The organism is Thioclava atlantica (genome assembly GCF_000737065.1).
Lineage (GTDB): Bacteria > Pseudomonadota > Alphaproteobacteria > Rhodobacterales > Rhodobacteraceae > Thioclava > Thioclava atlantica.
Genome location: NZ_AQRC01000004.1, coordinates 19,642 through 42,034, shown reverse-complemented (window position 1 = coordinate 42,034; position 22,393 = coordinate 19,642). Strand labels below are relative to the sequence as shown.

The following is a 22,393-nucleotide window of genomic DNA, read 5'->3' as shown; positions in this document are numbered from 1 at the left end:
CGTCTCGCGCGGCATGAGCGCACCTTCCGATCGAAGACAGTTTCGGTCAAAGGAGGAAGGACCATGTCTCTTACACGCCGGGCCGCACTCGCCCTCGCTCTCGCCGCGTTGCCGGCGCTTTCGATCACGCCCGCAATGGCTGCCGACAGCGTCGTGAAAGTTTCGCTCTGGGACAAGGGCGACATGTCGATGGACACTCTCGGAAAGGTGCCGCCGATGGGCTTCGCCATGGTGGGGGCGGCCGAGAAGGACAAGACCGCAACGATGGGGGTCACCGTCACACCCGACGCGGTGCCCGCCGGAAAGGTGACCTTCGAAGTGACGAATGACTCGAAGGGAACGATCCACGAGATGATCGTCTCGCCGGTCAAGGACATGTCGACGCCGCTCCCCTATATCGATGACGAGATGCGCGTCGACGAGGACGCCGCGGGCCATCTGGGCGAGGTCTCCGAGCTCGATCCCGGGGCGAGCGGGGCACTGACGCTCAATCTCAAGCCGGGCTCCTATATCCTCTTCTGCAACATCCCGGGCCACTACGTGCTCGGCATGTGGACGCTGTTCACGGTGAAATAAGCGGCTCTGGAACGGGCTGCGGCGGGCCGGTCCTTCGCGGCCAGCCCATTTTTGTGGCCGCGCTCAGTCGCGCGGGGCGGCGGCGCGGCGCAGGCGGTCGTTGATCGCGCGGCCCAGCCCGCTCTCGGGTACCGGCGCGAAGGCGAGGGTCGCGACACCGCGCTCGCGCGCCAGCGCATCGCCCTTGCGCAGGGTGGCGAAAAGACTGGCCGCCGCCTCGGTCAGATCGCCCCTGGGCGAGAGGTTCAATGCCGCCTGGCCGCATCCCGGACCGAACCCGATCCAGATCTCGTCCGGACGCGGATCGGTCACGTCGAGGCGCACCGCCGCACCCGGCGCGTAGTGGGACAGGAGCTGACCGGGTGCATTCGGTTTGGCCGCATCGCCGCCGGTCGGCAGTTGCAGGCCGAGTTCGGCTTCGAGTTCCTCCGCCGCGATCCCGCCGGGGCGCAGCAGCGCGGGCGGGTCGAGCGCGAGGATCGTCGATTCCACCCCGACCGCGCAGGGGCCGCCATCGACCACTGCGGCGATTTTCCCGGCCAGCCCGTCGAGCACATGCTGCGCCGTGGTGGGGCTGATCTTGCCCGAAGGATTGGCCGAGGGCGCCGCGAGCGGCCCGCCGAACGCGGTCAGAAGGGCACGCGCGACCGGATGGGCGGGCAGACGGATCGCGACCGTGTCATTTCCCGCCGTCACCAGATCGGAGAGACCGGCATCGGGACGCAACGGCAGGACAAGCGTGAGCGGTCCGGGCCAGTATTTGCGTGCGATCTGGCGCGCGGCCTCGGAGAAGACCGCGATCTTTTCGGCGGCCTCCAGCGAGGGCAGGTGCACGATCAGCGGGTTGAAATGCGGCCGTCCCTTCGCGGCGAAGATCTCCGCCACCGCCCGGTCGTTGCGCGCATCCCCCGCGAGCCCGTAGACCGTCTCGGTCGGGATGGCGACGAGTTCTCCCTGCCGCAACAGCTCCGCCGCGCGGGCATAGCCGGCGGGATCGGGGGCGAGGATCGCGGTCTCGTGGGGCATTGGGGTCCGTGACGCAGCGTTGAAGTTGAAGAGGGATACCCGTGCGATAGGGTGTCGGCATCCAAAGAGGACATAGAGGCGCGTGCACAGAATGCCAAGCGGCGCCCGGAGGAGACCCATGAGCTACCGTTCGCCCGTTGCCGATATCCGCTTCATCCTCGACAAGGTGGTGCCGCTCGCACCGGTGGCCCAGACCGAGCTTTTCTCCGAAGCGACGCCCGACACGGTCGAGGCGATCCTGACCGAGGCGGGACGGCTTTGCGACGAAGTGATCGCGCCCACCCTGCGTGACGGCGACCTCGATCCTGCGCGCCTGGAAAACGGCGTAGTGCGGTCCCCGAAAGGGTTCAAGGAGGCGTTCAAGGCGATCGGCGAAGGCGGCTGGGTCGGGATCGCGGCCGATCCCGAATATGGCGGCATGGGCCTGCCGCAGGCGCTGAACGTCGGCTTCAACGACATGCTCTCGGGTGCGAACCTCGCGCTGCAGCTCAACCCGCTGCTCACGCAGGGCCAGATCGAGGCGCTCGAACATCACGCCAGCGACGAGATCAAGGCGCTCTACCTGCCCAAGCTGATCTCGGGCGAATGGTCGGGCACGATGAACCTGACCGAGCCGCAGGCGGGCTCGGATGTTGGTGCGCTGCGCACCAAGGCCGAACCCAATGGCGATGGCAGCTATGCGATCACGGGGCAGAAGATCTTCATCACCTGGGGCGACTCGGATGCGGTCGACAATGTCTGCCACCTCGTTCTGGCGCGCCTGCCCGACGGGGCGCCCGGCACGAAAGGGATCAGCCTGTTCATGGTGCCCAAGCGGATCCCCGACGAAAACGGCAATCCGGGTGTGGCCAACTCTCTCAAGGTCGTTTCGCTCGAACACAAGATGGGCCTTCACGGCTCGCCCACCTGCGTCATGAGCTACGAGGGCGCGACCGGCTGGATGGTCGGCGAGGAGCACAAGGGCATGGCCGCGATGTTCACGATGATGAACAACGCGCGGCTGAACGTGGGCGTGCAGGGGATCGGCGTTGCCGAAGCCGCGTTCCAGAAATCGCTCGAATACGCGAAGGATCGCGTGCAATTCGCGCCGATCGTCGAACATGCCGATGTGCGCCGGATGCTGGCCGAGATGAAGGCCGAGATCTTCGCCGCCCGCGCGATCGCGCTGGCCTGCGGCGTGGCGATCGACATGGGCCGCGCGACGGGCAAGGACAGCTGGCAGGCGCGCGCCGCGCTCCTGACCCCGATTGCCAAGGCCTATGGCACCGATATGGGGATCCGGGTGACCAATCTCGGGATCCAGGTCCATGGTGGCATGGGCTATATCGAGGAAACGGGAGCGGCCCAATTCGCGCGCGACGTGCGCATCGCCGCGATCTACGAGGGCACGAACGGGATCCAGGCGATGGATCTTGTCGGCCGCAAGATGATGGATGACGGAGCTGCGGCCTTCCGTCTGCTGCAGGAGATCGAGGACGAGGCGCGGGCCGCGCGCGGCGATTTCCCGGTGCTCGCCGAGGATGTCTGGCAGGCCGCGGAGGCCTTGCGCGAACATACCGAATGGATGGTGGGCCAGGGGATGCAGGACCGGTTCGCGGGCGCCGTTCCTTATCTCGACGCTTTCGCACGGGTTCTGGGCGGCTATTATCATCTGCGTGCCGCGATGGCGGAGGGACGCAACTCCGCGCGCGGTCATCTCGCGGCGGTCTATATCCGGCGCTTGATGCCGATCTACGCAGCCTCGCTGGCCGAGGCGAAAGAGGGGGCCGAGGGGCTTTACGCGCTCTCGGTGGAAGATCTCGAGGCATGAGAGACGAAGGCGCAGGCATCCGATACCCTTGGCCCGAGCCTCCCGAGCCGGGCGCCGCGGTCGAGGTCGCGGAGGGTGTTTTCTGGCTGCGCCTGCCGCTCCCGATGACGCTCGATCACGTCAATTGCTTCGCGCTTGACGAGGGCGAAGGCTGGACGCTGGTCGATCCCGGCATCGACACCCGCAAATGCCGCGCCGCGCTGCAGGCGGCGCTGGACGGGCCGCTCGGGGGCAAGCCCGTCACCCGGGTTCTGGTGACCCATTATCATCCCGATCATATCGGGCTGGCCGGATGGTTGCAGGCGCAGGGTGCCGAACTCTGGACCACGCGGACCTCGTGGCTGTTTGCGCGCATGCTCACGCTTGATCCGCAGGACCGCCCGGTCTCCGAGACGCTCGACTATTACCGCCGCGCGGGGATGGATCCGGAGATCTTCGCGAAACGCGTGGAGGAGCGTCCGTTCAACTTCGCCGATTGCGTGCATCCGATGCCGCTTGGCTTTCGCCGGATCGTCGAGGGCGAAGAGATCACCCTTGGGGGCCGGCGCTGGGTGGTGCGGATGGGCGATGGGCACGCGCCCGAACATGCGACGCTGTGGAGCCGCGATGATGATCTGGTGATCGGTGGGGATCAGCTCCTGCCGTCGATCTCTGCAAATCTCGGGGTCTATGCGACCGAACCCGAGGCCGACCCGCTCAGCGATTGGCTGGTCTCCTGCGAGCGGTTCGCGCGCATCGCCGAGGCGCGGCACCTCGTGCTGCCCGGCCACAAGCTGCCCTTCACCGGGTTGCCGCTGCGGCTGCGCCAGATGGTCGAGAATCACGAGGGCGCCCTGAGGCGCCTGCGCAACCATCTCGCCGAACCGCGCACGGCCTGCGAATGTTTCCCGCCGCTCTTCAAGCGCCGCATCGACGAGGGGACCTACGGGCTCGCGCTGGTCGAGGCGATGGCGCATCTCAACCATCTCTGGCACAAAGGTGAGGCAAGCCGGACCCTGCGCGAGGACGGCGCCTGGGTCTGGAGCCTAACATGACGGACATTCGTACCACCGCCGAAGCCCATGAAGAGACCGCCCTTCCGCGGGCGCGGGTGACGCAGACCTCGGACGATGCCCCCAAGACCGCGGAGTTGCAGCCGCTCCCGCCCCAGCTCTTGCGCGAGCCGCCCGAGGGCAAGAGCCCCGCGCAATGGGCCTATGAACGGCTGTTGCTCTATATCCAGAACTTCGAAGAGCAGTTGCAGGATGACGAGGAGGTCGTGCTCGGCCTGACCGGCGGCGAGGCGGGCGTGCTCCAGATCGAGGGTATCGGCTTTTTCGATCCCGATATCCTGACCTTCTACGGCGTCGACGAATACGGCGCGCGCACGCAGCTCATCCAGCATGTCGGCCAGCTCAACGTGATGCTGATCGCCCAGCCCAAGGCTCCCGAGGACGAGACGCCGCGCCGGATCGGGTTTCGTCTGGCCCGCGCGCTGGGAGAAGATGCCGCCAAGACGCAAGACGAGGCGTGACAGCTACCGATCGCTCGGCTAGGTTTTCCAGCGGGAGAACTGCGTAATTAGGGAGTACGCGCAATGGTCGATCACCAGCACGGCAGCATGAACATCCGTGACCAGGAAAAAACATTCTCAGGTTTTGTGCGCTTCGTCACCTATGCGGTGATTGCGATCATCTGCGTTCTGGTGTTTCTCGCTCTGGTAAACGCCTGACGCGCTGCGGCGCGGCGGAAAGAGACACCTTCAGAACGGGAGATCGGGCAGATGATGCGCCTGCTTCTCGTCTGCCTGATGCTGCCGATCCTTCTGGCCGGTTGCGGTGCAGACCATATCTATGCCTCGGACGCCGAGGTCGCGAAATACCGCTATGTATCGGACGAACCGCCCTCGCTGACGCTTTACACGGTGATCAGCACGAATACGGGGGCGGGCGGGCATTCCGCGCTGCTCATCAACGGGCGCGAGCGGATCATCTTCGACCCGGCGGGGACCTGGAATCACCCCTGGGCTCCCGAGCGCAACGACGTGCATTTCGGCATCACCGAGAAGATGCGGAAATTCTACATCGACTATCATGCGCGCGAGAGCTGGTATGTCCGGGCGCAAAAGATGCCGATCACCATGGCGCAGGCCGATCAGCTGATGGCGCGTGTGGAGCGCAACGGTTCGGTCAACAAGATGATGTGCGCGGATTCGGTCTCGAGCGTGTTGCGCGACATGCCTTGGCTGCATGACCAGGTCCCCTTCACCTTCTCGCCGCTCAAGCTTTCCAAGGCCTTCGGACAGCTCCCCGGCGTGACGGAGAAAGATCACTACGACAACGATCCGGATGACAATTCGGGCGTTCTCATGATCCAGCAGCAGGCGCCCGAGCACGGCACGAACCTGCCGTTCTGAGCCCGGCTCACCGGGCCCGCGCCTGTCTTTGCGACAGCGCGCGGGCCAGCGCCGGCCCCGCGATCAGCACCAGCAGGAAACGCGCGATCTGCATCGCCATAACGAAGGGCACGTCCACCTGCGTGCCCGCCGCGATGATTGCGACCGAATCCGCGCCGCCGGGGCTCGTGGCGAGATAGGCGGTGACCGGCTCGATCCCCGCGAAGACCACGAGGAGCCCCGCGAACCCGGCGCAGATCGCGATCAGCGCGAGGATCGAGGCGAGTATGCGCGGGAGCAGTCTCGCGGCGTGGCGCAGGACCTCGCGGGAGAAACGCAGCCCGATCCCCCAGCCGACGACAGCGTAGCTCACCGCCAGGACGGGCGCGGGCAGGGTGATCGTGACGAGGCCAGCGGCGCTCGCGGCGAGCCCGAGTCCCATCGGAAAGATCAGCCCGCCGCCCGGCACCTTGAGGCGCAGACCGAGAAAGGCCGCGCCGATGCCGAGCGCGAGCGTCTTCGCGACCTCGATCACGATCAGCGTGTCGGGCGTGGCGGGCGCGGGTGCGGTGACGCCCGGATGGGCGACCCCGAACAGGCGGACCACCGCGGTCGCCGCGATCGCGCAGCACGCGACACGGGTATATTGCATCACCGCGACAAGCCGCATATCGGCGCCGTAGCTGTCCGACATCAGCGTCATCACCGTCGCCGCGCCGGGCGAGGAGCCCCAGATCGCCGTCGTCCCCGGAAGCCCGCCGGCGCGGGCCATCACCCAGCCGAGTGTCGAGGCGCCGAGCACGGTCGAGAATGTCCCGGCGAGAAAGATCGGCCAGTCCCGTGCGATCTCGGGCAAGAGCGAAGCGGGCAGTTTCGAGGCGATCATCACGCCGACCACCCCCTGTGCCGCGATGAAGGCCGCGCGCGGCATCGGCACGCCCCCGCCGCTCGCCGCGAGCGCGATCGCCGCGGCCATCGGCCCGAGCAGGAGCGCTGCGGCCAGATGCGCGGCCGCCAGCAGCCAGGCGAGGAGGACCGACCCGCCCAGCAGCACCGTCCAGCGGATCGCGAGGCTCCAGCGGGCGGGGTCGGGACGGGAGGCGAGAGTGTTGCGCATGGCGCCTCTTGCGGGGTCGGGATCACCTCCGTCACCATCAGATAGGGGAGGGCGCGTCAAGGTCCTGCCCCGCGCAGCGCGGATGGCAGGACCGAATGAACGCCAGAGCGGGGGTAGGACCGGGCTCTGGCAGATCCCGGCCACGGCCGGCGCGGATATCTGCCATCTTTCTTCTCGCCCGACCGTGAAAACGATTGATCTGACGTTGAAACTCGCCACCCTAAGCGCAGTCCCGTGCAACGGACGGGAACTGACAAATGGGAGGAAAGGATGTTTCACAACATCAAGCTCGGGGCGCTCGTCGCCACGGCTGTCGCCTTGAGCGCGCCTGTCGCCAAGGCCGAGAATTTCATCAACATTCTGACCGGGGGCACCTCGGGGGTCTATTATCCGCTCGGCGTCGCGCTGTCGGAAGTCTATGGCCAGAACATGCAGGATGCGCGCGTCCAGGTGCAATCGACCAAGGCTTCGGTCGAGAACCTCAACCTGCTCCAGCAGGGGCGGGGCGAACTGGCTTTCGCTCTGGGCGATTCCGTGAAGGATGCCTGGGAGGGGAATCCCGAGGCCGGGTTCAAGGCACCGCTGAGCAAGCTGCGCGCGATCGCGGCGATCTATCCGAACTTCATCCAGATCGCGTCGCTCAAATCCGCCGGCGTCACGACCCTGACCGACCTGAAGGGCAAGAGCCTCTCGGTGGGGGCGGCCAAGTCGGGGACCGAGCTCAACGCGCGCAAGATCTTCGGTGCGGCGGGCATGAGCTATGACGATCTGGGCAAGGTCGAGTACCTGCCCTTCGCGGAATCGGTCGAACTGATGAAGAACCGTCAGCTCGATGCGACCTTCCAGTCCTCGGGACTGGGCAACGCCGCGCTGAAGGATCTCTCGACCACCCAGGACGTGACCTTCGTGTCGATCCCGGCCGAGATCGCCGACAAGCTGGGCGCGCCCTACAAGGCGGGCGTGATCCCGGCGGGCACCTATCCGGGCCAGGATGCCGACGTGCCGACGATCGGGATCACCAATATCCTCGTCACCCGCGAAGGCGTCTCGGATGAAGAGGCCTACCAGATGACGAAGCAGCTCTTCGAGCATCTCGACACGCTCAAGGCGGCGCATTCGGCCGCGAACGGCATCTCGCTCGAGGCGGCGGTGCAGGGTCTGCCGATCCCGCTCCATCCGGGCGCCGAGCGCTATTACAAGGAAATGGGCGTTCTGAAGTAACGCCACATGCAAGATGAGGGAGGGCGGCGCGCATGGTCGGGTCGCCCTCACCATTCGGGGGAGGAGGACATCATGGATATGGACAAGGAAGCGGCGGTCGATGCGGTGGTGCACGACCCGCTCGCCGATGGTTTCCCGCATAGCCGCGAGGGTCGCGCGCTGTTCTGGCTCGCCGTGGCCTTCTCGATCTGGCAGATCGGTTTCGCCGCGCATGTGATCACCCCGTCGAGCCAGGTGGCCCGTGCGATCCATGTGGGCTTCCTGCTCGCGCTCGGTTTCCCGCTCCTGTCGATCGCGAAGGGCTACGGGCCGGTCGGGCGCACGCTTGCCTATCTCCTCGCCGCGGGCGGGGTCGCCGTCGCCGCCTATCAGTGGATCGAATACACCCCGCTCCTGTTGCGCGCGGGCGATCCCACCACGCTCGATCTGACGATGGGCGTGGTTCTTCTGGTGACGGTCTTCACCGCGGCCTGGATGCTGATGGGACCGGCGCTTCCGATCATCGCGGGCTGTTTCCTCGCCTATGGCTTCTTCGGCCAGTATTTCCCCTCTCCGCTCAACACCCGCGGCTATGCCTTCGAGCAGGTGGTCGAGCAGATGAGTTTCGGCACGGAAGGGATCTACGGCATCCCGACCTATGTCTCGGCGACCTACATCTTCCTCTTCATCCTCTTCGGCTCGTTTCTCGAGAAGGCGGGGATGATCAAGCTTTTCACCGATGTCTCGCTGGGGCTCGTCGGTCACCGCATGGGCGGCGCGGCGAAGGTCTCGGTCCTCTCGTCCGGGCTGATGGGCACGATCTCGGGATCGGGCGTGGCGAATGTCGTCACCACCGGCCAGTTCACCATCCCGCTGATGAAGCGCTTCGGCTATCGTCCCGCCTTTGCGGGCGGGGTCGAGGCCACATCCTCGATGGGCGGGCAGATCATGCCGCCGGTGATGGGGGCGGTGGCCTTCATCATGGCCGAGACGCTGGGCGTCGATTACGTCGAGGTGGTGAAGGCCGCGCTGATCCCCGCGATCCTCTATTTCGCGGGCGCGTTCTGGATGGTGCATCTCGAGGCGGGCAAGCGTGACCTGCGCGGCCTGGCGAAATCCGAGTTGCCGAGCCCGCGCAAGGCGCTGCGGGAAGGCTGGTACCTGCTGCTGCCGCTCGGCGTGCTCGTCTACCTGCTGTTCTCGGGCTACACGCCGCTCTTCGCGGGGACGGTGGGCCTGTCGCTGACGGGGCTGCTGATCCTCGGCGGCTCGGTCGCCCTCGGGCTGCCCAACCAGGTGCTGCGGATGATCTTCTGGATCGTGATCGCGCTGGTTGCCGGGGCCTTCTTCGAAGTCGGGATCTGGGCTGTCCTCGCGGCTGTCGCCGTGCTTGTCGCGATCAACGCCTTCATCAAGGGCGGGCGCGAGACGCTGGCGATCTGCCGTGACAGCCTTGCCGACGGCGCGCGCACCGCTCTGCCGGTGGGGATCGCCTGCGCCCTGGTCGGTGTGATCATCGGCGTGATGACGCTGACCGGGGCCGCCACGACCTTCGGCCAATTCATCGTGGGCGTCGGCAAGTCGAGCCTGTTCCTGTCGCTGGTCCTGACGATGATTACCTGCATCGTGCTGGGCATGGGGATCCCGACGATCCCGAACTACATCATCACCTCCTCGATCGCGGGACCGGCGCTGCTCGATCTCGGCGTGCCGCTGATCGTGAGCCACATGTTCGTCTTCTATTTCGGCATCCTCGCCGACCTGACGCCGCCCGTGGCGCTCGCCTGTTTCGCGGCGGCCCCGATCGCCAAGGAAAGCGGCCTCAAGATCAGCTTCGAGGCGATCAAGGTCGCGGCGGCCGGTTTCGTGGTTCCCTTCATGGCGGTCTATACGCCCGCGCTGATGTTGCAGGATGGCGGGCCGCTCGCGGCGGCGATCGGCTACTGGCCTGCGGTCGCCTATGTGATCTTCAAGGCGCTCATCGCGATCGCGCTCTGGGGTGTGGCGGTGATCGGCTGGCTCGGGCGTCCGCTCGCGCTGTGGGAACGGGGGCTCGGCATGGTCGCCGCCTTCACGCTGATCGCGGCGCTGCCGCTGACCGACGAGATCGGGTTCGCGCTGGTCGCGGCCTTCGCGGGCGCGCTCTGGCTGCGCCGGGAAAGGGCCACCGCATGAGCGCGACCTGCCTCATGGTCGGCGCGGCGATGATCGCGCTTGCGCCCTCGGGCCAGTTCAGTCTGGATTGGACCCATTCGGTCGAGAAGGAAGGCTGGCGCGAGCATTGGCAGGTCACCGATCACCACTCGCTGCGCCTCGTCGGCGCGGCGGTGAAGGGATCGGGTGCGGGCATGGAGCCGGGACCGGGCGGGCATTTCGAGGATGGCTGGTGGGTCTGGAAGGCGAACGGCCCGGAAGTTCCCGAGATCGAACTCGCGGCCTCCGGGGCGACCGTTTCGGGCTGGACGCTGTGTTCGGAAAGCTGCGAGGTGGTGGGCGCGCGACGCGAGGCGCCGATCCGCATCGCACCTTGTGACGCGGATGCCGGGGGCGAAGGCTAGCCTCGCCGCGCGAGAGGAGGGGCAGGATGGCACGAGCGGGCGCGCGCATGACGCTCTGGCGCGTGATCGCGATCTGCGCGGTCTCTGTCGCTGCGGCGGTGGGGGCGTGGAACATCACGCTCTCAAGCATCGACGCGCGGCTCGAGCGCAGCCTGATCCTCACCCTGCGCGCCCTCGAGACCGAGATCGACCGTTTTCGCTACCTGCCTTCCGTGGTCGGCGAGGATGCCCGAATCCGCCGCGTGATCGAGCAGCCCGAGGCGCCCGGCGCGGTGCTCGATGCCAACCGTTACCTGGCGCAGGTGCTCGGGCTCTCCGGCGCGGATCAGCTCTATCTGATGGACGGGCAGGGTGTGACGCTCGCGGCCTCGAACTGGGACAGCCCGGCCTCTTTCGTCGGGCATGACTACAACTTCCGGCCCTATTTCCGCGATGCCATCGCGACCGGGCGCGGCGCCTTCTACGCGATCGGGGTGACGACCGGGGTGCCGGGCTATTTCCTCTCGGCCCGGATCGGGCGGGGAGACGAGCGGCCCGGCGTCGTCGTCGTGAAAATCGATCTCGATCCGCTGCAACAGGCCTGGGCGCAGGCAGGGCAGGCCGTCGCCGTGGCCGATGCCGATGGGGTGGTGTTCCTCTCGGGCAATCCGGGCTGGCTCTACCATCCGCTTCACGGCCTCGATCCCGAGGCCCGCGGGCGGCTGGCCCGTTCGCAGACCTATCCGGGCCGCGATCCGGCGGGGGCCGCGCCGCTGATGCAGGGGGCGGCGCAATGGATGTTCGACGCGAGCGGGGCGCGGCTGCGCAGTCGCACGGCGGATTTCGGCGAGGGCTGGACGGTGGTGGCGGCCTCTCCCGTGCGCCCCGCCTTGCTCGCGGCGCTGATCGCCGGGGCGGCTGCGGCACTGATCTCGGTGCTGGGGCTCGCGCTGGCGAAGACGCAGGCGCAGCGGCGTCAGCTGGTCGCGCTGCGCCTGCGCCAGTCCGAGATGCTCGAACGCAAGGTGGCCGAACGTACGCAGGCGCTCGGGCGCGAGATCGAAGCCCGCCGGCAGACCGAGGCCGAGTTGCGCGCCGCGCAGGAGGGGCTCGTGCATTCCGAGAAGATGGCGGCGCTCGGCCGGATGTCGGCGGCGATCGCGCATGAGATCAGCCAGCCGCTCGCGGCGATGGAGGCCACGCTTACCGCGGCGGGCCTTGGCGTCGCGCGCGATCCCGAGAAGACCGCGACGCGGATCGAGACCGCGCGCAACCTGATCCGCCGGATGCAGCGCACGATCAAGCATCTCAAGAGCTTCTCGCGCAAGGATACGGCGGCGCTCGCCCGTGTCGAGATCGGCGCGGTGGTCGCAAGCGCGTTGGAACTCGTGGCGCCGCGCGCCCGGGCGCAGGGCATCAAGCCGAAGGTGGTCGCCCCGGACGGGCCGATCTTCGCGCAGGCCGGCCGGGTGCGGCTCGAGCAGGTGCTGGTGAACCTGCTCCTGAACGCCCTCGACGCGGTCGAGGGGCAGCCCGGCGGCGCGGTCGAGCTGCGTCTCGAGGCGGCGCCCGACGCGGTCCGGATCTCGGTGCGCGACAGCGGCCCCGGCATCGCCCCCGAAGACCTGCCGCGCGTCACGGAGCCGTTCTTCTCGACCAAGCAGGACGGGGAGGGGCTGGGTCTCGGCCTCGCGATTTCGCAAGCGATCCTCGCGGAGATCGGTGGCCGGCTCGAGATCCGCTCGACACCGGGCGCGGGGGCGGAGATGGTCGTGACGCTGGCGCGCGCAACCGAAGAGGAGGAGGCATGAGCGCTCTGATCCATGTCGTCGAGGACGACGACGACCATCGCGCGGCGCTTGTCGATCTGGTCGAGGCGGGCGGGCATGACTGCGCAGGCTTCGCCTCGGCGCAGGATGCGCTGGCTTCCGCCGAACGGCCCGATCTGGTGGTCAGCGATCTGCGGATGCCCGGCATGGACGGGTTCGCGCTGCTCGAGGCGCTCAAGGCGCGCGCGCCCGATCTGCCGGTGGTGATGATCACCGGGCACGGCGATGTCTCGCATGCGGTGCGCGCGATGCAGCTCGGCGCGGAGGATTTCCTCGAGAAACCCTATGACGGGGCGCATCTGCTCGCGGTGATCGAGCGCGCGCTGCGGGCGCGCGCGGCGCGCACCGAACTGGCGCGTCTGCAAGGCGAGATCGCACGGCGCGACGGGGCGGAGATCCTCGGCCAGTCGGCTGCGATCGAGGCGCTGCGCGGGCGGATCGCGGCGCTCGGCCCGCTCGAAATCGATATCGTGGTCACCGGCGAGACCGGCACCGGCAAGGAGCTGGTGGCGCGCGCCCTGCATGGGGCGAGCCCGCGCGCCGAGGGGCCCTTCGTGGCGCTCAACTGCGCGGCCCTGCCCGAGAGCCTGTTCGAGATCGAGGTCTTCGGTCACGTGGCAGGCGCATTTCCCGGCGCGCAGGACAAGGCGGGCAAGCTCGAGGCGGCCTCGGGCGGGACGCTGGTGCTCGACGAGGTGGAGGCGATGCCCGCGCCGCTGCAGGCGAAGCTCCTGCGGGCGCTGCAGGAGCGGCAAGTCGAGCGGCTGGGGGAGAATCGCCTGCGTCCGCTCGATCTGCGGATCATTGCGCTGTCGAAGTCCGACCTGCGCGCGCTGACCCTCGACGAGAGCTTCCGCCCCGATCTCTTCTATCGCCTCGCGGGGGCGGAGATCGCGCTCGACCCGCTGCGCGGACTGGGCGCGGATATCGTGCTGCTGTTTTCGCATTTCGCCGAGCTGGCGGCGCGGCGATACGGCCGGGACTTGCCGGAGATCTCTTACAGCCTGCGCGAACAGCTCAAGCGACGTCCCTGGCCGGGCAATGTGCGCGAGTTGAAGGCGGCGGCGGAGCGCTACGCCCTCGGGCTCGATCTGCCCGAGGCGCCGGCGGCGTCAACCTCTTCCCCGCAGACACTCGCCGACAAGGTCGCGGCCTATGAGGCGCGCGAGATTCGCGCCGCGCTCGAACGCTGCCGCGGAAATACCGAACGCGCGGCCCAGGCGCTCGGAATCGCGCGCCGGACGCTCAATGACAAGATCAGCCGCTATGGCATTCGCGCGGAGTGAGGCGCAGGCCCGGATTTTACGAGGAAAGGGGGAGTGGTGCTGCTGGAGAGACTTGAACTCTCGACCTCTCCCTTACCAAGGGAGTGCTCTACCGCTGAGCTACAGCAGCGCCGGTTTCGGTCCGTCGCTTCGACCGTGGGCGGGGATTTAGACGCAATCGCGATAGGGTGCAAGGGCAAATCTTGCCTCTCTCTCGACAGGATTTCGCTACCGCGTTAAACGGAGCGCCATGACGGGCAGGAAGACAGACGGATCGGACAAGGATCGCACCGCGGAGAAGACCCGTGAGGAGCGCCTCGCGGAGGCGCTTCGGGCGAATCTGCGCAGGCGCAAGGCGCAGGCGCGCGCGCGCCAATCCGATGCGATGCCTCCCGAAGAGCAAAAGAACGAGGGCAGTTGAGATGGACAGCATTGTCGTGCGCGGAAACGGTCCGCTTTCGGGGCAGATCCCGATCGCCGGGGCCAAGAATGCCTGTCTGGCGCTGATGCCGGCCACGCTTCTGAGCGATGAGCCGCTCACCCTGACCAATGCGCCGCGGCTCTCGGATATCCGCACGATGACCGAGCTTCTCGCGAGCCTCGGCGCCGAGGTGACTGCGCTGCAGGACGGCAAGGTGCTTGCGGCCTCGTGTCATGGCGAGATCAACCCGGTCGCCGATTACGAGATCGTGCGCAAGATGCGCGCCTCCAATCTGGTGCTCGGTCCGCTGCTGGCGCGGATGGGGCATGCGGTGGTGTCGCTGCCGGGCGGCTGCGCGATCGGCGCGCGCCCGATGGACATCCATGTCGATGCGCTCTCCGCGCTCGGGGCCGAGATCGAGCTGAAGGACGGCTACCTGCACGCAAAGGCCCGCGGAGGGCTCAGGGGCGCGACCCACGAGATGCGTTTTGCCTCCGTCGGCGCGACCGAGAATTTCCTGATGGCGGCCTCGCTGGCGAAGGGGACCTCGGTGCTCAAGAACGCCGCGCGCGAGCCCGAGATCGTCGATCTCGCCAGATGCCTGCGCGCGATGGGGGCGCAGATCGAGGGGGATGGAACCTCCGAGATCGTGATCGAGGGCGTGGAGCGGCTCCATGGCGCGACCCATCCCGTGGTCGCCGACCGGATCGAGCTGGGCACCTACATGCTTGCGCCGGCGATCTGCGGCGGCGAGGTCGAGTGTCTGGGCGGCCGGATCGACCTGATCGAGGCTTTCTGCGAGAAGCTCGACGCCGCCGGGGTCTCGGTCGAGCAGACCCATACGGGTGTGAAGGTGAGCCGCAAGAACGGGCGGATCCGCGCGGTCGACGTGGTGACCGAGCCCTTCCCGGGGTTCCCGACCGATCTGCAGGCGCAGATGATGGCGCTGCTGACCACCGCCGAGGGCACCTCGGTTCTGGAAGAGAAGATCTTCGAGAATCGCTTCATGCACGCGCCGGAACTGACGCGGATGGGGGCGAATATCGAGGTCCATGGCGGTCACGCGACGGTGCATGGCGTCGAGACCCTCAAGGGTGCGCCGGTCATGGCCACCGATCTGCGCGCCTCGGTGTCGCTGATCCTCGCGGGGCTGGCCGCCGAGGGCGAAACCGTGGTGAGCCGCGTCTACCATCTCGATCGCGGTTACGAGCGCGTCGAGGAGAAGCTGAAGGCAGTCGGCGCTCATATCGAGCGTGTGAAAGCGAGCTGAGCGGCTGGCAATCGCGGCCCTCATACCCATATCCTCAGGCAGAGGTGTTCACGATGCGTGATGCGAAATTCGAAGATGTGGGCGAGGGCGCGATCGCGCTCCGGGCCGAAACCGAAGACGACCTGGCGGTGATCGCGGCGCTCGCGCAGGACGCCGTCCTGCCGATCACGGAGATCGCCTGGGAGGCGAAATCGCGGCGGCTTGCGCTGCTGCTCAACCGTTTCCGCTGGGAGGACAAGGCGCAGGCGGAGGCGGAGAAGCGCCCCTATGAGCGCGTGCGCGCGCTCCTCGTGATTTCCGATGTGACCCGTATCGCGAGCATGGGCATCGACCGGTCGGACCGCGATCTGGTGCTCTCGATCCTCGACGTCACCTTCGAGGCGAAGGAGGATGGCGCGGGCCGGGTGGTGCTGACGCTCGCCGGCGATGGCGCGATCGCGGCGGATGTCGAATGCCTCGATGTCGATCTGCGCGATGTGGAGCGTCCCTACCGGGCGCCTTCGGGCCAGGCGCCGCACCATCCCGAGTGAGCCGCGGGCTCAGGCCGGGGATGCCTCCGGCGGGGATATTTTCATCAAGAGGAAGCGGAAATGCCCGCAAGGGCGGGGGCGGCGCTTGCGGGGGCGGGCGAGAGCCTCTAATCCCAAGGTCGGACAAGGAGTAAGCCGATGCCGCAGTTTCTGGACAGGCGCGAGGACGGGTTCGAGGCGCGCTTTACCGAACTTCTGGGGATGAAGCGCGAGGACAGCCCCGATGTGGATGCGGTCGTCGCCGAGATCATCGCGGATGTCCGGACGCGCGGCGATGCGGCGCTGATCGAGCTGACCGCCAAATTCGACCGGCTGGAGCTGACGTCCGCGACGCTGGCCTTCTCGCCCGAGGAGATCGAGGCCGCGGTGGCGAAGGTTCCCGAAGACGAGCGCGCGGCGCTCGAGCTCGCCGCCGAACGGATCCGCGCCTATCACGCGCGGCAGATGCCGGAGGATGCGCGCTGGCGCGACGCGAGCGGGGCCGAACTCGGCTGGCGGTGGAGGCCGGTCGGGGCGGCGGGGCTCTACGTGCCGGGGGGGCTGGCGAGCTATCCTTCCTCGGTGTTGATGAATGCGATCCCGGCGAAGGTCGCGGGCGTCGAGCGGCTTGTCGTCGCTTGCCCGACCCCGGGTGGCGCGGTCAATCCTCTGGTGCTGCTGGCCGCCCAGCTTGCGGGCGTCGATACGGTCTACCGGGTCGGGGGCGCGCAGGCGATCGCGGCGCTGGCCTACGGGACCGAGACGATCACGCCGGTCGACAAGATCACCGGGCCGGGCAATGCCTTCGTGGCGGCCGCCAAGAGGCGGGTCTTCGGGCGCGTGGGCATCGACATGATCGCGGGCCCTTCGGAGATCCTGGTGATCGCGGATGGCACGGGCGATCCGGACTGGATCGCGCTCGACCTGATGAGCCAGGCCGAGCATGACGAGAGCGCGCAGGCGATCCTGATCACCACCGATGCCGCATTCGGGCAGGCGGTCGTGAAAGCGGTCGAGGCGCGGCTCGAGACGCTCGAGCGGCACGCGATCGCGGGGGCGAGCTGGCGCGATTTCGGCGCGGTGATCGTGGTGCGCGATCTCGACGAGGCGGCAGCGCTGTCGAACCGCGTCGCGCCCGAGCATCTCGAGCTGTGCGTGGCCGACCCCGATACGCTGGCCGAGAAGATCACCCATGCGGGCGCGATCTTCTTGGGCGCCTACACGCCCGAGGCGATCGGCGATTATGTCGGCGGGCCGAACCACGTCCTGCCCACGGCGCGCTCGGCGCGGTTCTCCTCGGGGCTCTCGGTGATGGATTTCCTCAAGCGTACGACGCTTGCGAAGATGACGCCCGAGGCGCTCAAGGCGATCGGGCCGGCGGCCGAGACGCTGGCGATCTCGGAAAGCCTCGAGGCGCACGGGTTGTCGGTGCGCGCGCGGCTCGATGCGCTCAATGTCGGAGAAGGCTGATGTCGCGGATCTCGCATATCGAGCTCGAGACCGGCGGATTGCCCGCCCCGTCCTCCGAGATCGAGCAGGAGCGCCGCGTCGCGATCTTCGACCTGCTCGAGGATAACAGTTTCGACCTTCCCGGCCGCGACGGCATGCCCAAGCCCGAGGGGCCCTTCGCGCTGACGCTTTCGGTGCAGGATCGCCGCCTCGTCTTCGACACCAAGACCGAGGCGGGCGACAAGGTCGCCGAGTTCCATCTCTCCTTCGGCCCGTTCCGTCAGGTGGTGAAGGATTACTTCCAGATTTGCGAAAGCTATTTCGAGGCGGTGAAGAAGCTGCCGCCTTCGCAGATCGAGGCGATCGACATGGCGCGGCGGGGGATCCACAACGAAGGCGCGCGCATCCTCCAAGAGCGGCTGGAGGGCAAGGCCGAGATCGATATCGACACTGCGCGCCGCCTCTTCACCCTCGTCGCCGTGCTCGCGCCGAGGTAAGCCCATGGGCACGCTTCCCAATTCGGTCCTGTTCGCGTGCGATCACAATGCCACGCGCTCGCCCATGGCCGAAGGGATGATGAAGAAGTTCTACGGGACCGAGTGTTACGTTCAGTCGGTCGGGGTGAAATCCGATCTCGAGATCGACGGGTTCACCATCGCGGTGATGAGCGAGATCGGAGTGGATCTGGTGCGGCATCGCTCGCGTTCCTTCACCGAGTTGCAGGAATGGGGCGATGACCTCTCGGCCTTCGACCTGGTGGTGGCGCTGTCCCCGGCCGCGCAGCGTCAAGCGCTCGAACTGACGCGCTATTTTCATCTCGATGTCGAATACTGGCCGATCCTCGATCCGACCGGGATCGGGGAGACCCGCGAGACCAAGCTGGCCGCCTATCGCGACACGCGCGACCAGATCCGCCGCCATATCATCGACCGTTTCGGTCCGCCCAAGGAGTAAGCCATGCCCCGCGCCCGCGCCCTCGACACGATCAGCCGCTATTACGACGCCTTCAATGCAGGCGACGCCGCCGGAATGGAGGCGCTGCTGGCCGAACCCTTCGCGCATCACGTCAACGAGGGTAAGATACGCCACGGCATCGCCGCGTTTCGCGAATTCAACGCGCATATGAGCCGCTGCTACCGCGAGCAGCTCACCGATGTGGTCATCATGGCCAATGACGCGGGCACGCGCGCGGCGGCGGAATTCCTCGTCAACGGCGTCTATCTGGAGACCGATGACGGGCTGCCGGAAGCGCGCGGTCAATCCTATGTCCTGCCCGCCGGAGCCTTCTTCTCGCTCGACGAGGGCAAGATCACCCGCGTCGTGACCTATTACAACCTAGCCGACTGGATCGCGCAGGTGTCGTGATGGAGGTGCGCAGGCTCACAGGGGCGGCGCTCGACGCGGCGCTCGACGATGTGGCGCGGCTGCGGATGGCGGTGTTCCGGGACTGGCCCTATCTCTATGACGGCTCGCTCGACTATGAGCGGCGCTACATGGACAGCTATCGCAACTCCGATACGGCTGTCGTGGTCGGCGCCTTCGACGGGACGCGGCTGGTCGGCGCGGCGACGGGAACGCCGCTCGAGGATCACGCCGAGGATTTCGCGGCGCCTTTCGCGCAGACCGGGCTGAGGCTTGCGGACGTGTTCTATTGCGCGGAATCCGTGCTTCTGCCCGAGTATCGCGGGCGGGGACTCGGCCACGCCTTCTTCGATCACCGCGAGGCCCATGCGCGCGAGCTGGGCCGGGCGCATTCGGTCTTCCGCTCGGTGATCCGACCCGAGGATCATCCGATGCGGCCTGCCGGATACCGCCCGCTCGACGCGTTCTGGATCCGGCGCGGCTATGCCCCGATGGAGGGGGTGATCGCGCGGTTCAAATGGACCGATCTGGGCGAGGGCGCACAGAGCGAGAAGCCGCTGCAATTCTGGGGGCGTGCGCTGTGAGCCGGGATATCACCATTGCCGCCGCGGCCTATCCGCTCGACTGGTTCGAGAGCTGGGATGCCTATGAAGCCAAGATCGGGGCCTGGGTCGCCGAGGCGGCACGGAAGGGCGGGCAGCTTCTCGTCTTTCCCGAATATGGGGCGATGGAACTGGCGAGCCTCGGGGGGGCGGAGGTGGCCGCGGATCTGGAGGCCGCGCTTGCGCATGTCGCGGGGCTGCGGGGGCGGATGGAGACGCTTTTCGCGCGGATGGCCGCGCAATACGAGGTGCATATCCTCGCCCCGTCCGGTCCGGTGATCGAGGGGGGGAGGCGGCTCAACCGGGCCAGCCTGTTCGGCCCGGACGGGCTGATCGGCCATCAGGACAAGGCGATCATGACCCGCTTCGAGCGCGAGATCTGGCATGTCGATGCGGGCCAGGGCCTGACGCTTTTCGACACGTCTCTCGGGCGCATCGGCGTCGCGATCTGCTATGACAGCGAATTTCCTCTCCTCGCCCGTGCGCTGGCCGAAGCCGGCGCCGAGATCCTTCTCGTGCCCTCCTGCACAGACACGGTTGCGGGCTACAACCGCGTGCGGATCGGCGCGATGGCGCGAGCGCTCGAAAACCAGTGCGTCGCCGTGCAGGCGCCGACCGTGGGCGACGCGCTCTGGTGTCCTGCAGTCGATGAGAACCGCGGCGCCGCGGCGCTCTTCGCTCCGCCGGACGGGCAATGGCCGGAAAGCGGCGTGATCGCGCAGGGCGAGGCCGACTCACCGGGCTGGGTGATCGCGACGGTCGATCTCGGGAGGGTCGAGACGAGCCGCCGCGAGGGAGCCGTTTTGCCCTTCGAACATTGGTCAGAGCAGTCCGATGCGATCCGATCGGTGCGAATAGCACGGGAAAACCCGGGGCCGATTTGACATTACCCTTGAATTTCGCGGCTTTCGGGCGCATTTAAACGCTCGCCCGCGGATGGAGCGGGTAACAAGATATGGAGTGACCATGGCCAAGGAAGAAATGCTCGAATTCCCCGGTGTCGTGAAGGAACTCCTGCCTAACGCGACGTTTCGGGTCGAGCTGGAAAACGGCCATGAGATCATCGCGCATATGGCGGGCAAGATGCGCAAGAACCGCATCCGTGTTCTGGCTGGCGACAAGGTTCAGGTGGAAATGAACACCTACGACCTCACGAAGGGTCGTATCAACTACCGCTTCAAGTGAAGCTGATCCTCGGTTCGGCGAGCCCGCGACGGCGCGAGCTTCTGGCCCAGCTCGGGCTGGAGCCGCATGAGGTGCGCCCGGCCGATATCGACGAAACCCCTCTGAAGGGCGAGCGCGCGCGCGACTACGTGTCCCGGATGGCGCGCGAGAAGGCGATGGCGCTGAATGTCGCCCCCGACGAGGTGATCCTGAGCGCCGATACCACGGTCACCGCCGGACGCCGCATCCTCGGCAAACCCGAAGACGAGAAAGAGGCGGCGGAGTTTCTCTGGCTCCTCTCGGGGCGTCGCCACCATGTGCTGACGGCGGTCGCGGTGCGCACCGCCGCAGGGCTGCGCGAGCGTCTCGTCGATACGGTGGTGAAATTCAAACCCCTGAGCAATGCCGAGGTGAATGGCTATCTCGGGTCAGGCGAGTGGCGCGGCAAGGCCGGCGGCTACGCGATCCAGGGACGCGGCGGCGCCTTCGTCCCGTGGATCCAGGGCTCCTTCACCGCAGTCGTGGGGCTGCCCCTGGCCGAAACCGCGGCCTTGCTGGCCAGCGCAGGCATTGATGGAGAGCCGACATGAAGGGACGCGTCGTCCTGCTTGACGAGATCGCCGGTCGCGAAGCGGCCGCGCTGATGGTCGACGGACAGCTCGAGGAACTGATCGTCGACGCCGGGGATGCTCTGCCTTTCGCCCCCGGCACGATCCTGCGCGGCGTGGTGGGACGCCAGATGAAAGGGCAGGGCGGTGTCTTTGTCGATCTGCCCGACGGTGCGCGCGGCTTTCTGCGTGAGGCGAAGGGGCTGTCTCCGGGCCAGAGCGTGATCTGCATGGTCTCGGGCGGCACCGAAGCTGGCAAGGCGCTCCCCGTCACGCTGCGGGTGCTCTTCAAGTCCCGCTACGCGATCGTCACGCCGGGCGCGCCGGGTATCAACGTCTCGCGCCGGATTCGCGAGAGCGAACTGCGCGACGAGGTCCAGGCGATCGCCGAGGCCGCGATGGAAGGGTCCGAGATGGGCGTGATCCTGCGCTCCTCCTGCGCGCAGGCGGCGGTCGAGGAGATCGCCGAGGATGTCGGCGCGATGAAGGATCTGGCCGAGCAGGTCATGTCCGATCTCGAGGGTGGCCCGGAACTGCTCGTCGATGCGCTCGATCCCCATGAGGAGGCCTGGCGCGACTGGGCCGATCCCGCGCCCGACGAGGTGATCGAGGGCGGGTTCGACGATCACGGCGTGACCGATGCGATCGAGGCGCTGCTGCAGCCTCGTGTCGCGCTGCCGGGGGGCGCGCATATGATGATCGAGCCCACCCGCGCGCTGATCGCCGTCGACGTGAATACGGGCAACGACACCTCGCCAGCCGCCGCGCTGAAGGCCAATATCGCCGCCGCGCGGGAACTGCCGCGCCAGCTCCGCCTGCGCGGTCTGGGCGGCCAGATCGCGGTGGATTTCGCGCCGATGCCCAAGCGCGACCGGGCGACGCTCGAGCAGCAGCTGCGCCGCGCGATCAAGGGCGAGGCCGAGACGACGCTCGCCGGCTGGACGCCGCTGGGCAATTACGAAATCCAGCGCAAGCGCGACCGTGTGGCGCTGGCCCAGCTTCTGCGGGGGATGTGATGAGCTGTCCGATCTGCGGCAAGGCGACCGATCCGAAATACCGTCCCTTCTGTTCGAAGCGCTGCGCCGATGTGGATCTGGCGCGCTGGCTCAACGGGTCCTATGTCATTCCCGGCGATATCGCCGAGGAGGAAGAGCGCGCGCCGACCGGTCCCTCGGGCGACGATCTCCCCTCCGGCAAGCCCCACTGACGCCTGCCACCCCGATCGCGGAATTTTCTGCGAAATCCCTCTGGACAGCCCCCGCAGCCTCGTCTAG

26 protein-coding genes and 1 tRNA gene are annotated in these 22,393 nt (G+C 67.4%); 24 read left to right on the top strand and 3 right to left on the bottom strand.

Annotation, left to right across the window (positions count from 1 at the left end):
- Positions 1-63 precede the first annotated feature (63 nt).
- Positions 64-576 carry a hypothetical protein gene (locus tag DW2_RS06215; protein ID WP_202900097.1) on the top strand — a complete coding sequence of 171 codons (513 nt, stop codon included), beginning with the start codon at positions 64-66 and terminating at the stop codon, positions 574-576.
- A gap of 63 nt (positions 577-639) precedes the next feature.
- Here DW2_RS06215 and DW2_RS06210 read toward each other — a convergent pair whose 3' ends face one another.
- Positions 640-1,602: an L-threonylcarbamoyladenylate synthase gene (locus tag DW2_RS06210; protein ID WP_038144641.1), complete on the bottom strand. Its 963-nt coding sequence runs from the start codon at positions 1,600-1,602 to the stop codon at positions 640-642.
- A 118-nt stretch (positions 1,603-1,720) separates the two neighbouring features.
- Here DW2_RS06210 and DW2_RS06205 point away from each other — a divergent pair, with 118 nt between their 5' ends.
- The 5 genes from DW2_RS06205 to DW2_RS06185 all read left to right on the top strand — a co-directional run bounded on the left by DW2_RS06205 (position 1,721) and on the right by DW2_RS06185 (position 5,807).
- Entirely contained in the window at positions 1,721-3,412 is a 1,692-nt protein-coding gene (locus DW2_RS06205; protein ID WP_038144640.1) for an acyl-CoA dehydrogenase family protein, read from the top strand.
- The gene (locus DW2_RS06200) at positions 3,409-4,446 is read left to right on the top strand and encodes an MBL fold metallo-hydrolase (protein ID WP_038144639.1); all 1,038 of its coding nucleotides are present in this window, start codon (positions 3,409-3,411) and stop codon (positions 4,444-4,446) included. The genes DW2_RS06205 and DW2_RS06200 overlap by 4 nt, the downstream gene beginning before the upstream one ends.
- Positions 4,443-4,925: a DUF6173 family protein gene (locus DW2_RS06195; protein WP_038144638.1), complete on the top strand. Its 483-nt coding sequence runs from the start codon at positions 4,443-4,445 to the stop codon at positions 4,923-4,925. Before DW2_RS06200 ends, DW2_RS06195 begins: the two co-directional genes overlap by 4 nt.
- Positions 4,926-4,988: 63 nt before the next feature.
- Complete coding sequence (locus DW2_RS06190) at positions 4,989-5,123, top strand: aa3-type cytochrome c oxidase subunit IV (protein WP_038144637.1); 135 nt, start codon at positions 4,989-4,991, stop codon at positions 5,121-5,123.
- Between the two features lie 51 nt (positions 5,124-5,174).
- On the top strand, positions 5,175-5,807 hold the full coding sequence (locus DW2_RS06185) for a hypothetical protein (RefSeq protein WP_238321273.1): 633 nt from the start codon (positions 5,175-5,177) through the stop codon (positions 5,805-5,807).
- Between the two features lie 7 nt (positions 5,808-5,814).
- Here DW2_RS06185 and DW2_RS06180 read toward each other — a convergent pair whose 3' ends face one another.
- Complete coding sequence (locus tag DW2_RS06180; RefSeq protein ID WP_038144636.1) at positions 5,815-6,903, bottom strand: AbrB family transcriptional regulator; 1,089 nt, start codon at positions 6,901-6,903, stop codon at positions 5,815-5,817.
- A 270-nt stretch (positions 6,904-7,173) separates the two neighbouring features.
- Between DW2_RS06180 and DW2_RS06175 the strand changes: the two genes are divergently transcribed.
- From DW2_RS06175 to DW2_RS06155, 5 genes are all read left to right on the top strand, one after another.
- Positions 7,174-8,124 (top strand): TAXI family TRAP transporter solute-binding subunit, encoded by a 951-nt coding sequence (locus tag DW2_RS06175; protein ID WP_038144634.1) that lies wholly within the window; start codon positions 7,174-7,176, stop codon positions 8,122-8,124.
- A 72-nt stretch (positions 8,125-8,196) separates the two neighbouring features.
- Positions 8,197-10,278, top strand: a complete 2,082-nt coding sequence (locus DW2_RS06170; protein WP_202900096.1) for a TRAP transporter permease — start codon at positions 8,197-8,199, stop codon at positions 10,276-10,278.
- Positions 10,275-10,661 (top strand): DUF1850 domain-containing protein, encoded by a 387-nt coding sequence (locus DW2_RS06165; protein ID WP_038144632.1) that lies wholly within the window; start codon positions 10,275-10,277, stop codon positions 10,659-10,661. Before DW2_RS06170 ends, DW2_RS06165 begins: the two co-directional genes overlap by 4 nt.
- A 26-nt stretch (positions 10,662-10,687) precedes the next feature.
- The gene (locus DW2_RS06160) at positions 10,688-12,451 is read left to right on the top strand and encodes a sensor histidine kinase (protein WP_038144630.1); all 1,764 of its coding nucleotides are present in this window, start codon (positions 10,688-10,690) and stop codon (positions 12,449-12,451) included.
- Positions 12,448-13,755: a sigma-54-dependent transcriptional regulator gene (locus DW2_RS06155; protein WP_038144628.1), complete on the top strand. Its 1,308-nt coding sequence runs from the start codon at positions 12,448-12,450 to the stop codon at positions 13,753-13,755. The genes DW2_RS06160 and DW2_RS06155 overlap by 4 nt, the downstream gene beginning before the upstream one ends.
- Positions 13,756-13,789: 34 nt before the next feature.
- Here DW2_RS06155 and DW2_RS06150 read toward each other — a convergent pair.
- A tRNA-Thr gene (locus tag DW2_RS06150) sits at positions 13,790-13,864 on the bottom strand.
- Between the two features lie 120 nt (positions 13,865-13,984).
- On the opposite strand from DW2_RS06150, the gene DW2_RS20055 reads away from it, so the two are divergent.
- The 13 genes from DW2_RS20055 (at position 13,985) to DW2_RS06090 (ending at position 22,326) form a co-directional block, all read left to right on the top strand.
- On the top strand, positions 13,985-14,155 hold the full coding sequence (locus DW2_RS20055; RefSeq protein WP_202900095.1) for a hypothetical protein: 171 nt from the start codon (positions 13,985-13,987) through the stop codon (positions 14,153-14,155).
- Position 14,156: 1 nt separating this feature from the next.
- Entirely contained in the window at positions 14,157-15,425 is a 1,269-nt protein-coding gene (murA, locus tag DW2_RS06145; RefSeq protein WP_038144627.1) for a UDP-N-acetylglucosamine 1-carboxyvinyltransferase, read from the top strand.
- 53 nt (positions 15,426-15,478) lie between these two features.
- A complete protein-coding gene (locus tag DW2_RS06140) occupies positions 15,479-15,955 on the top strand; it encodes a DUF2948 family protein (protein ID WP_038144626.1) in 477 nt (158 codons plus the stop codon).
- Positions 15,956-16,093: 138 nt separating this feature from the next.
- Positions 16,094-17,404 (top strand): histidinol dehydrogenase, encoded by a 1,311-nt coding sequence (gene hisD / locus DW2_RS06135; protein WP_038144625.1) that lies wholly within the window; start codon positions 16,094-16,096, stop codon positions 17,402-17,404.
- The gene (locus DW2_RS06130; protein ID WP_038144624.1) at positions 17,404-17,880 is read left to right on the top strand and encodes a UPF0262 family protein; all 477 of its coding nucleotides are present in this window, start codon (positions 17,404-17,406) and stop codon (positions 17,878-17,880) included. Before hisD ends, DW2_RS06130 begins: the two co-directional genes overlap by 1 nt.
- Before the next feature lie 4 nt (positions 17,881-17,884).
- On the top strand, positions 17,885-18,337 hold the full coding sequence (locus tag DW2_RS06125) for an arsenate-mycothiol transferase ArsC (RefSeq protein WP_038144623.1): 453 nt from the start codon (positions 17,885-17,887) through the stop codon (positions 18,335-18,337).
- Positions 18,338-18,340: 3 nt separating this feature from the next.
- Positions 18,341-18,748: a ketosteroid isomerase-related protein gene (locus DW2_RS06120; RefSeq protein ID WP_038144616.1), complete on the top strand. Its 408-nt coding sequence runs from the start codon at positions 18,341-18,343 to the stop codon at positions 18,746-18,748.
- A complete protein-coding gene (locus DW2_RS06115; RefSeq protein ID WP_038144615.1) occupies positions 18,748-19,329 on the top strand; it encodes a GNAT family N-acetyltransferase in 582 nt (193 codons plus the stop codon). The genes DW2_RS06120 and DW2_RS06115 overlap by 1 nt, the downstream gene beginning before the upstream one ends.
- Positions 19,330-19,337: 8 nt before the next feature.
- On the top strand, positions 19,338-20,231 hold the full coding sequence (locus DW2_RS06110) for a carbon-nitrogen hydrolase family protein (protein ID WP_038145076.1): 894 nt from the start codon (positions 19,338-19,340) through the stop codon (positions 20,229-20,231).
- Positions 20,232-20,313: 82 nt separating this feature from the next.
- The gene (infA, locus tag DW2_RS06105) at positions 20,314-20,532 is read left to right on the top strand and encodes a translation initiation factor IF-1 (protein WP_010397442.1); all 219 of its coding nucleotides are present in this window, start codon (positions 20,314-20,316) and stop codon (positions 20,530-20,532) included.
- Positions 20,529-21,101, top strand: a complete 573-nt coding sequence (locus DW2_RS06100) for a Maf family protein (protein ID WP_038144614.1) — start codon at positions 20,529-20,531, stop codon at positions 21,099-21,101. The genes infA and DW2_RS06100 overlap by 4 nt, the downstream gene beginning before the upstream one ends.
- Positions 21,098-22,135 carry a ribonuclease E/G gene (locus DW2_RS06095; RefSeq protein WP_038144609.1) on the top strand — a complete coding sequence of 346 codons (1,038 nt, stop codon included), beginning with the start codon at positions 21,098-21,100 and terminating at the stop codon, positions 22,133-22,135. Before DW2_RS06100 ends, DW2_RS06095 begins: the two co-directional genes overlap by 4 nt.
- Positions 22,135-22,326: a DNA gyrase inhibitor YacG gene (locus DW2_RS06090; RefSeq protein ID WP_038144607.1), complete on the top strand. Its 192-nt coding sequence runs from the start codon at positions 22,135-22,137 to the stop codon at positions 22,324-22,326. Before DW2_RS06095 ends, DW2_RS06090 begins: the two co-directional genes overlap by 1 nt.
- Positions 22,327-22,393: the final 67 nt, after the last annotated feature.

Coding starts and splice junctions, on each gene's coding strand:
- DW2_RS06200 (WP_038144639.1), top strand. CDS start 3,409: ATGAGAGACGAAGGCGCAGGCATCCGATACCCTTGGCCCGAGCCTCCC.
- DW2_RS20055 (WP_202900095.1), top strand. CDS start 13,985: ATGACGGGCAGGAAGACAGACGGATCGGACAAGGATCGCACCGCGGAG.
- DW2_RS06125 (WP_038144623.1), top strand. CDS start 17,885: ATGGGCACGCTTCCCAATTCGGTCCTGTTCGCGTGCGATCACAATGCC.
- DW2_RS06140 (WP_038144626.1), top strand. CDS start 15,479: ATGCGTGATGCGAAATTCGAAGATGTGGGCGAGGGCGCGATCGCGCTC.
- DW2_RS06160 (WP_038144630.1), top strand. CDS start 10,688: ATGGCACGAGCGGGCGCGCGCATGACGCTCTGGCGCGTGATCGCGATC.
- DW2_RS06090 (WP_038144607.1), top strand. CDS start 22,135: ATGAGCTGTCCGATCTGCGGCAAGGCGACCGATCCGAAATACCGTCCC.
- DW2_RS06185 (WP_238321273.1), top strand. CDS start 5,175: ATGATGCGCCTGCTTCTCGTCTGCCTGATGCTGCCGATCCTTCTGGCC.
- hisD (WP_038144625.1), top strand. CDS start 16,094: ATGCCGCAGTTTCTGGACAGGCGCGAGGACGGGTTCGAGGCGCGCTTT.
- DW2_RS06165 (WP_038144632.1), top strand. CDS start 10,275: ATGAGCGCGACCTGCCTCATGGTCGGCGCGGCGATGATCGCGCTTGCG.
- DW2_RS06095 (WP_038144609.1), top strand. CDS start 21,098: ATGAAGGGACGCGTCGTCCTGCTTGACGAGATCGCCGGTCGCGAAGCG.
- DW2_RS06210 (WP_038144641.1), bottom strand. CDS start 1,602: ATGCCCCACGAGACCGCGATCCTCGCCCCCGATCCCGCCGGCTATGCC.
- DW2_RS06215 (WP_202900097.1), top strand. CDS start 64: ATGTCTCTTACACGCCGGGCCGCACTCGCCCTCGCTCTCGCCGCGTTG.
- DW2_RS06175 (WP_038144634.1), top strand. CDS start 7,174: ATGTTTCACAACATCAAGCTCGGGGCGCTCGTCGCCACGGCTGTCGCC.
- DW2_RS06180 (WP_038144636.1), bottom strand. CDS start 6,903: ATGCGCAACACTCTCGCCTCCCGTCCCGACCCCGCCCGCTGGAGCCTC.
- infA (WP_010397442.1), top strand. CDS start 20,314: ATGGCCAAGGAAGAAATGCTCGAATTCCCCGGTGTCGTGAAGGAACTC.
- DW2_RS06195 (WP_038144638.1), top strand. CDS start 4,443: ATGACGGACATTCGTACCACCGCCGAAGCCCATGAAGAGACCGCCCTT.
- murA (WP_038144627.1), top strand. CDS start 14,157: ATGGACAGCATTGTCGTGCGCGGAAACGGTCCGCTTTCGGGGCAGATC.
- DW2_RS06155 (WP_038144628.1), top strand. CDS start 12,448: ATGAGCGCTCTGATCCATGTCGTCGAGGACGACGACGACCATCGCGCG.
- DW2_RS06205 (WP_038144640.1), top strand. CDS start 1,721: ATGAGCTACCGTTCGCCCGTTGCCGATATCCGCTTCATCCTCGACAAG.
- DW2_RS06130 (WP_038144624.1), top strand. CDS start 17,404: ATGTCGCGGATCTCGCATATCGAGCTCGAGACCGGCGGATTGCCCGCC.
- DW2_RS06115 (WP_038144615.1), top strand. CDS start 18,748: ATGGAGGTGCGCAGGCTCACAGGGGCGGCGCTCGACGCGGCGCTCGAC.
- DW2_RS06170 (WP_202900096.1), top strand. CDS start 8,197: ATGGATATGGACAAGGAAGCGGCGGTCGATGCGGTGGTGCACGACCCG.
- DW2_RS06120 (WP_038144616.1), top strand. CDS start 18,341: ATGCCCCGCGCCCGCGCCCTCGACACGATCAGCCGCTATTACGACGCC.
- DW2_RS06190 (WP_038144637.1), top strand. CDS start 4,989: ATGGTCGATCACCAGCACGGCAGCATGAACATCCGTGACCAGGAAAAA.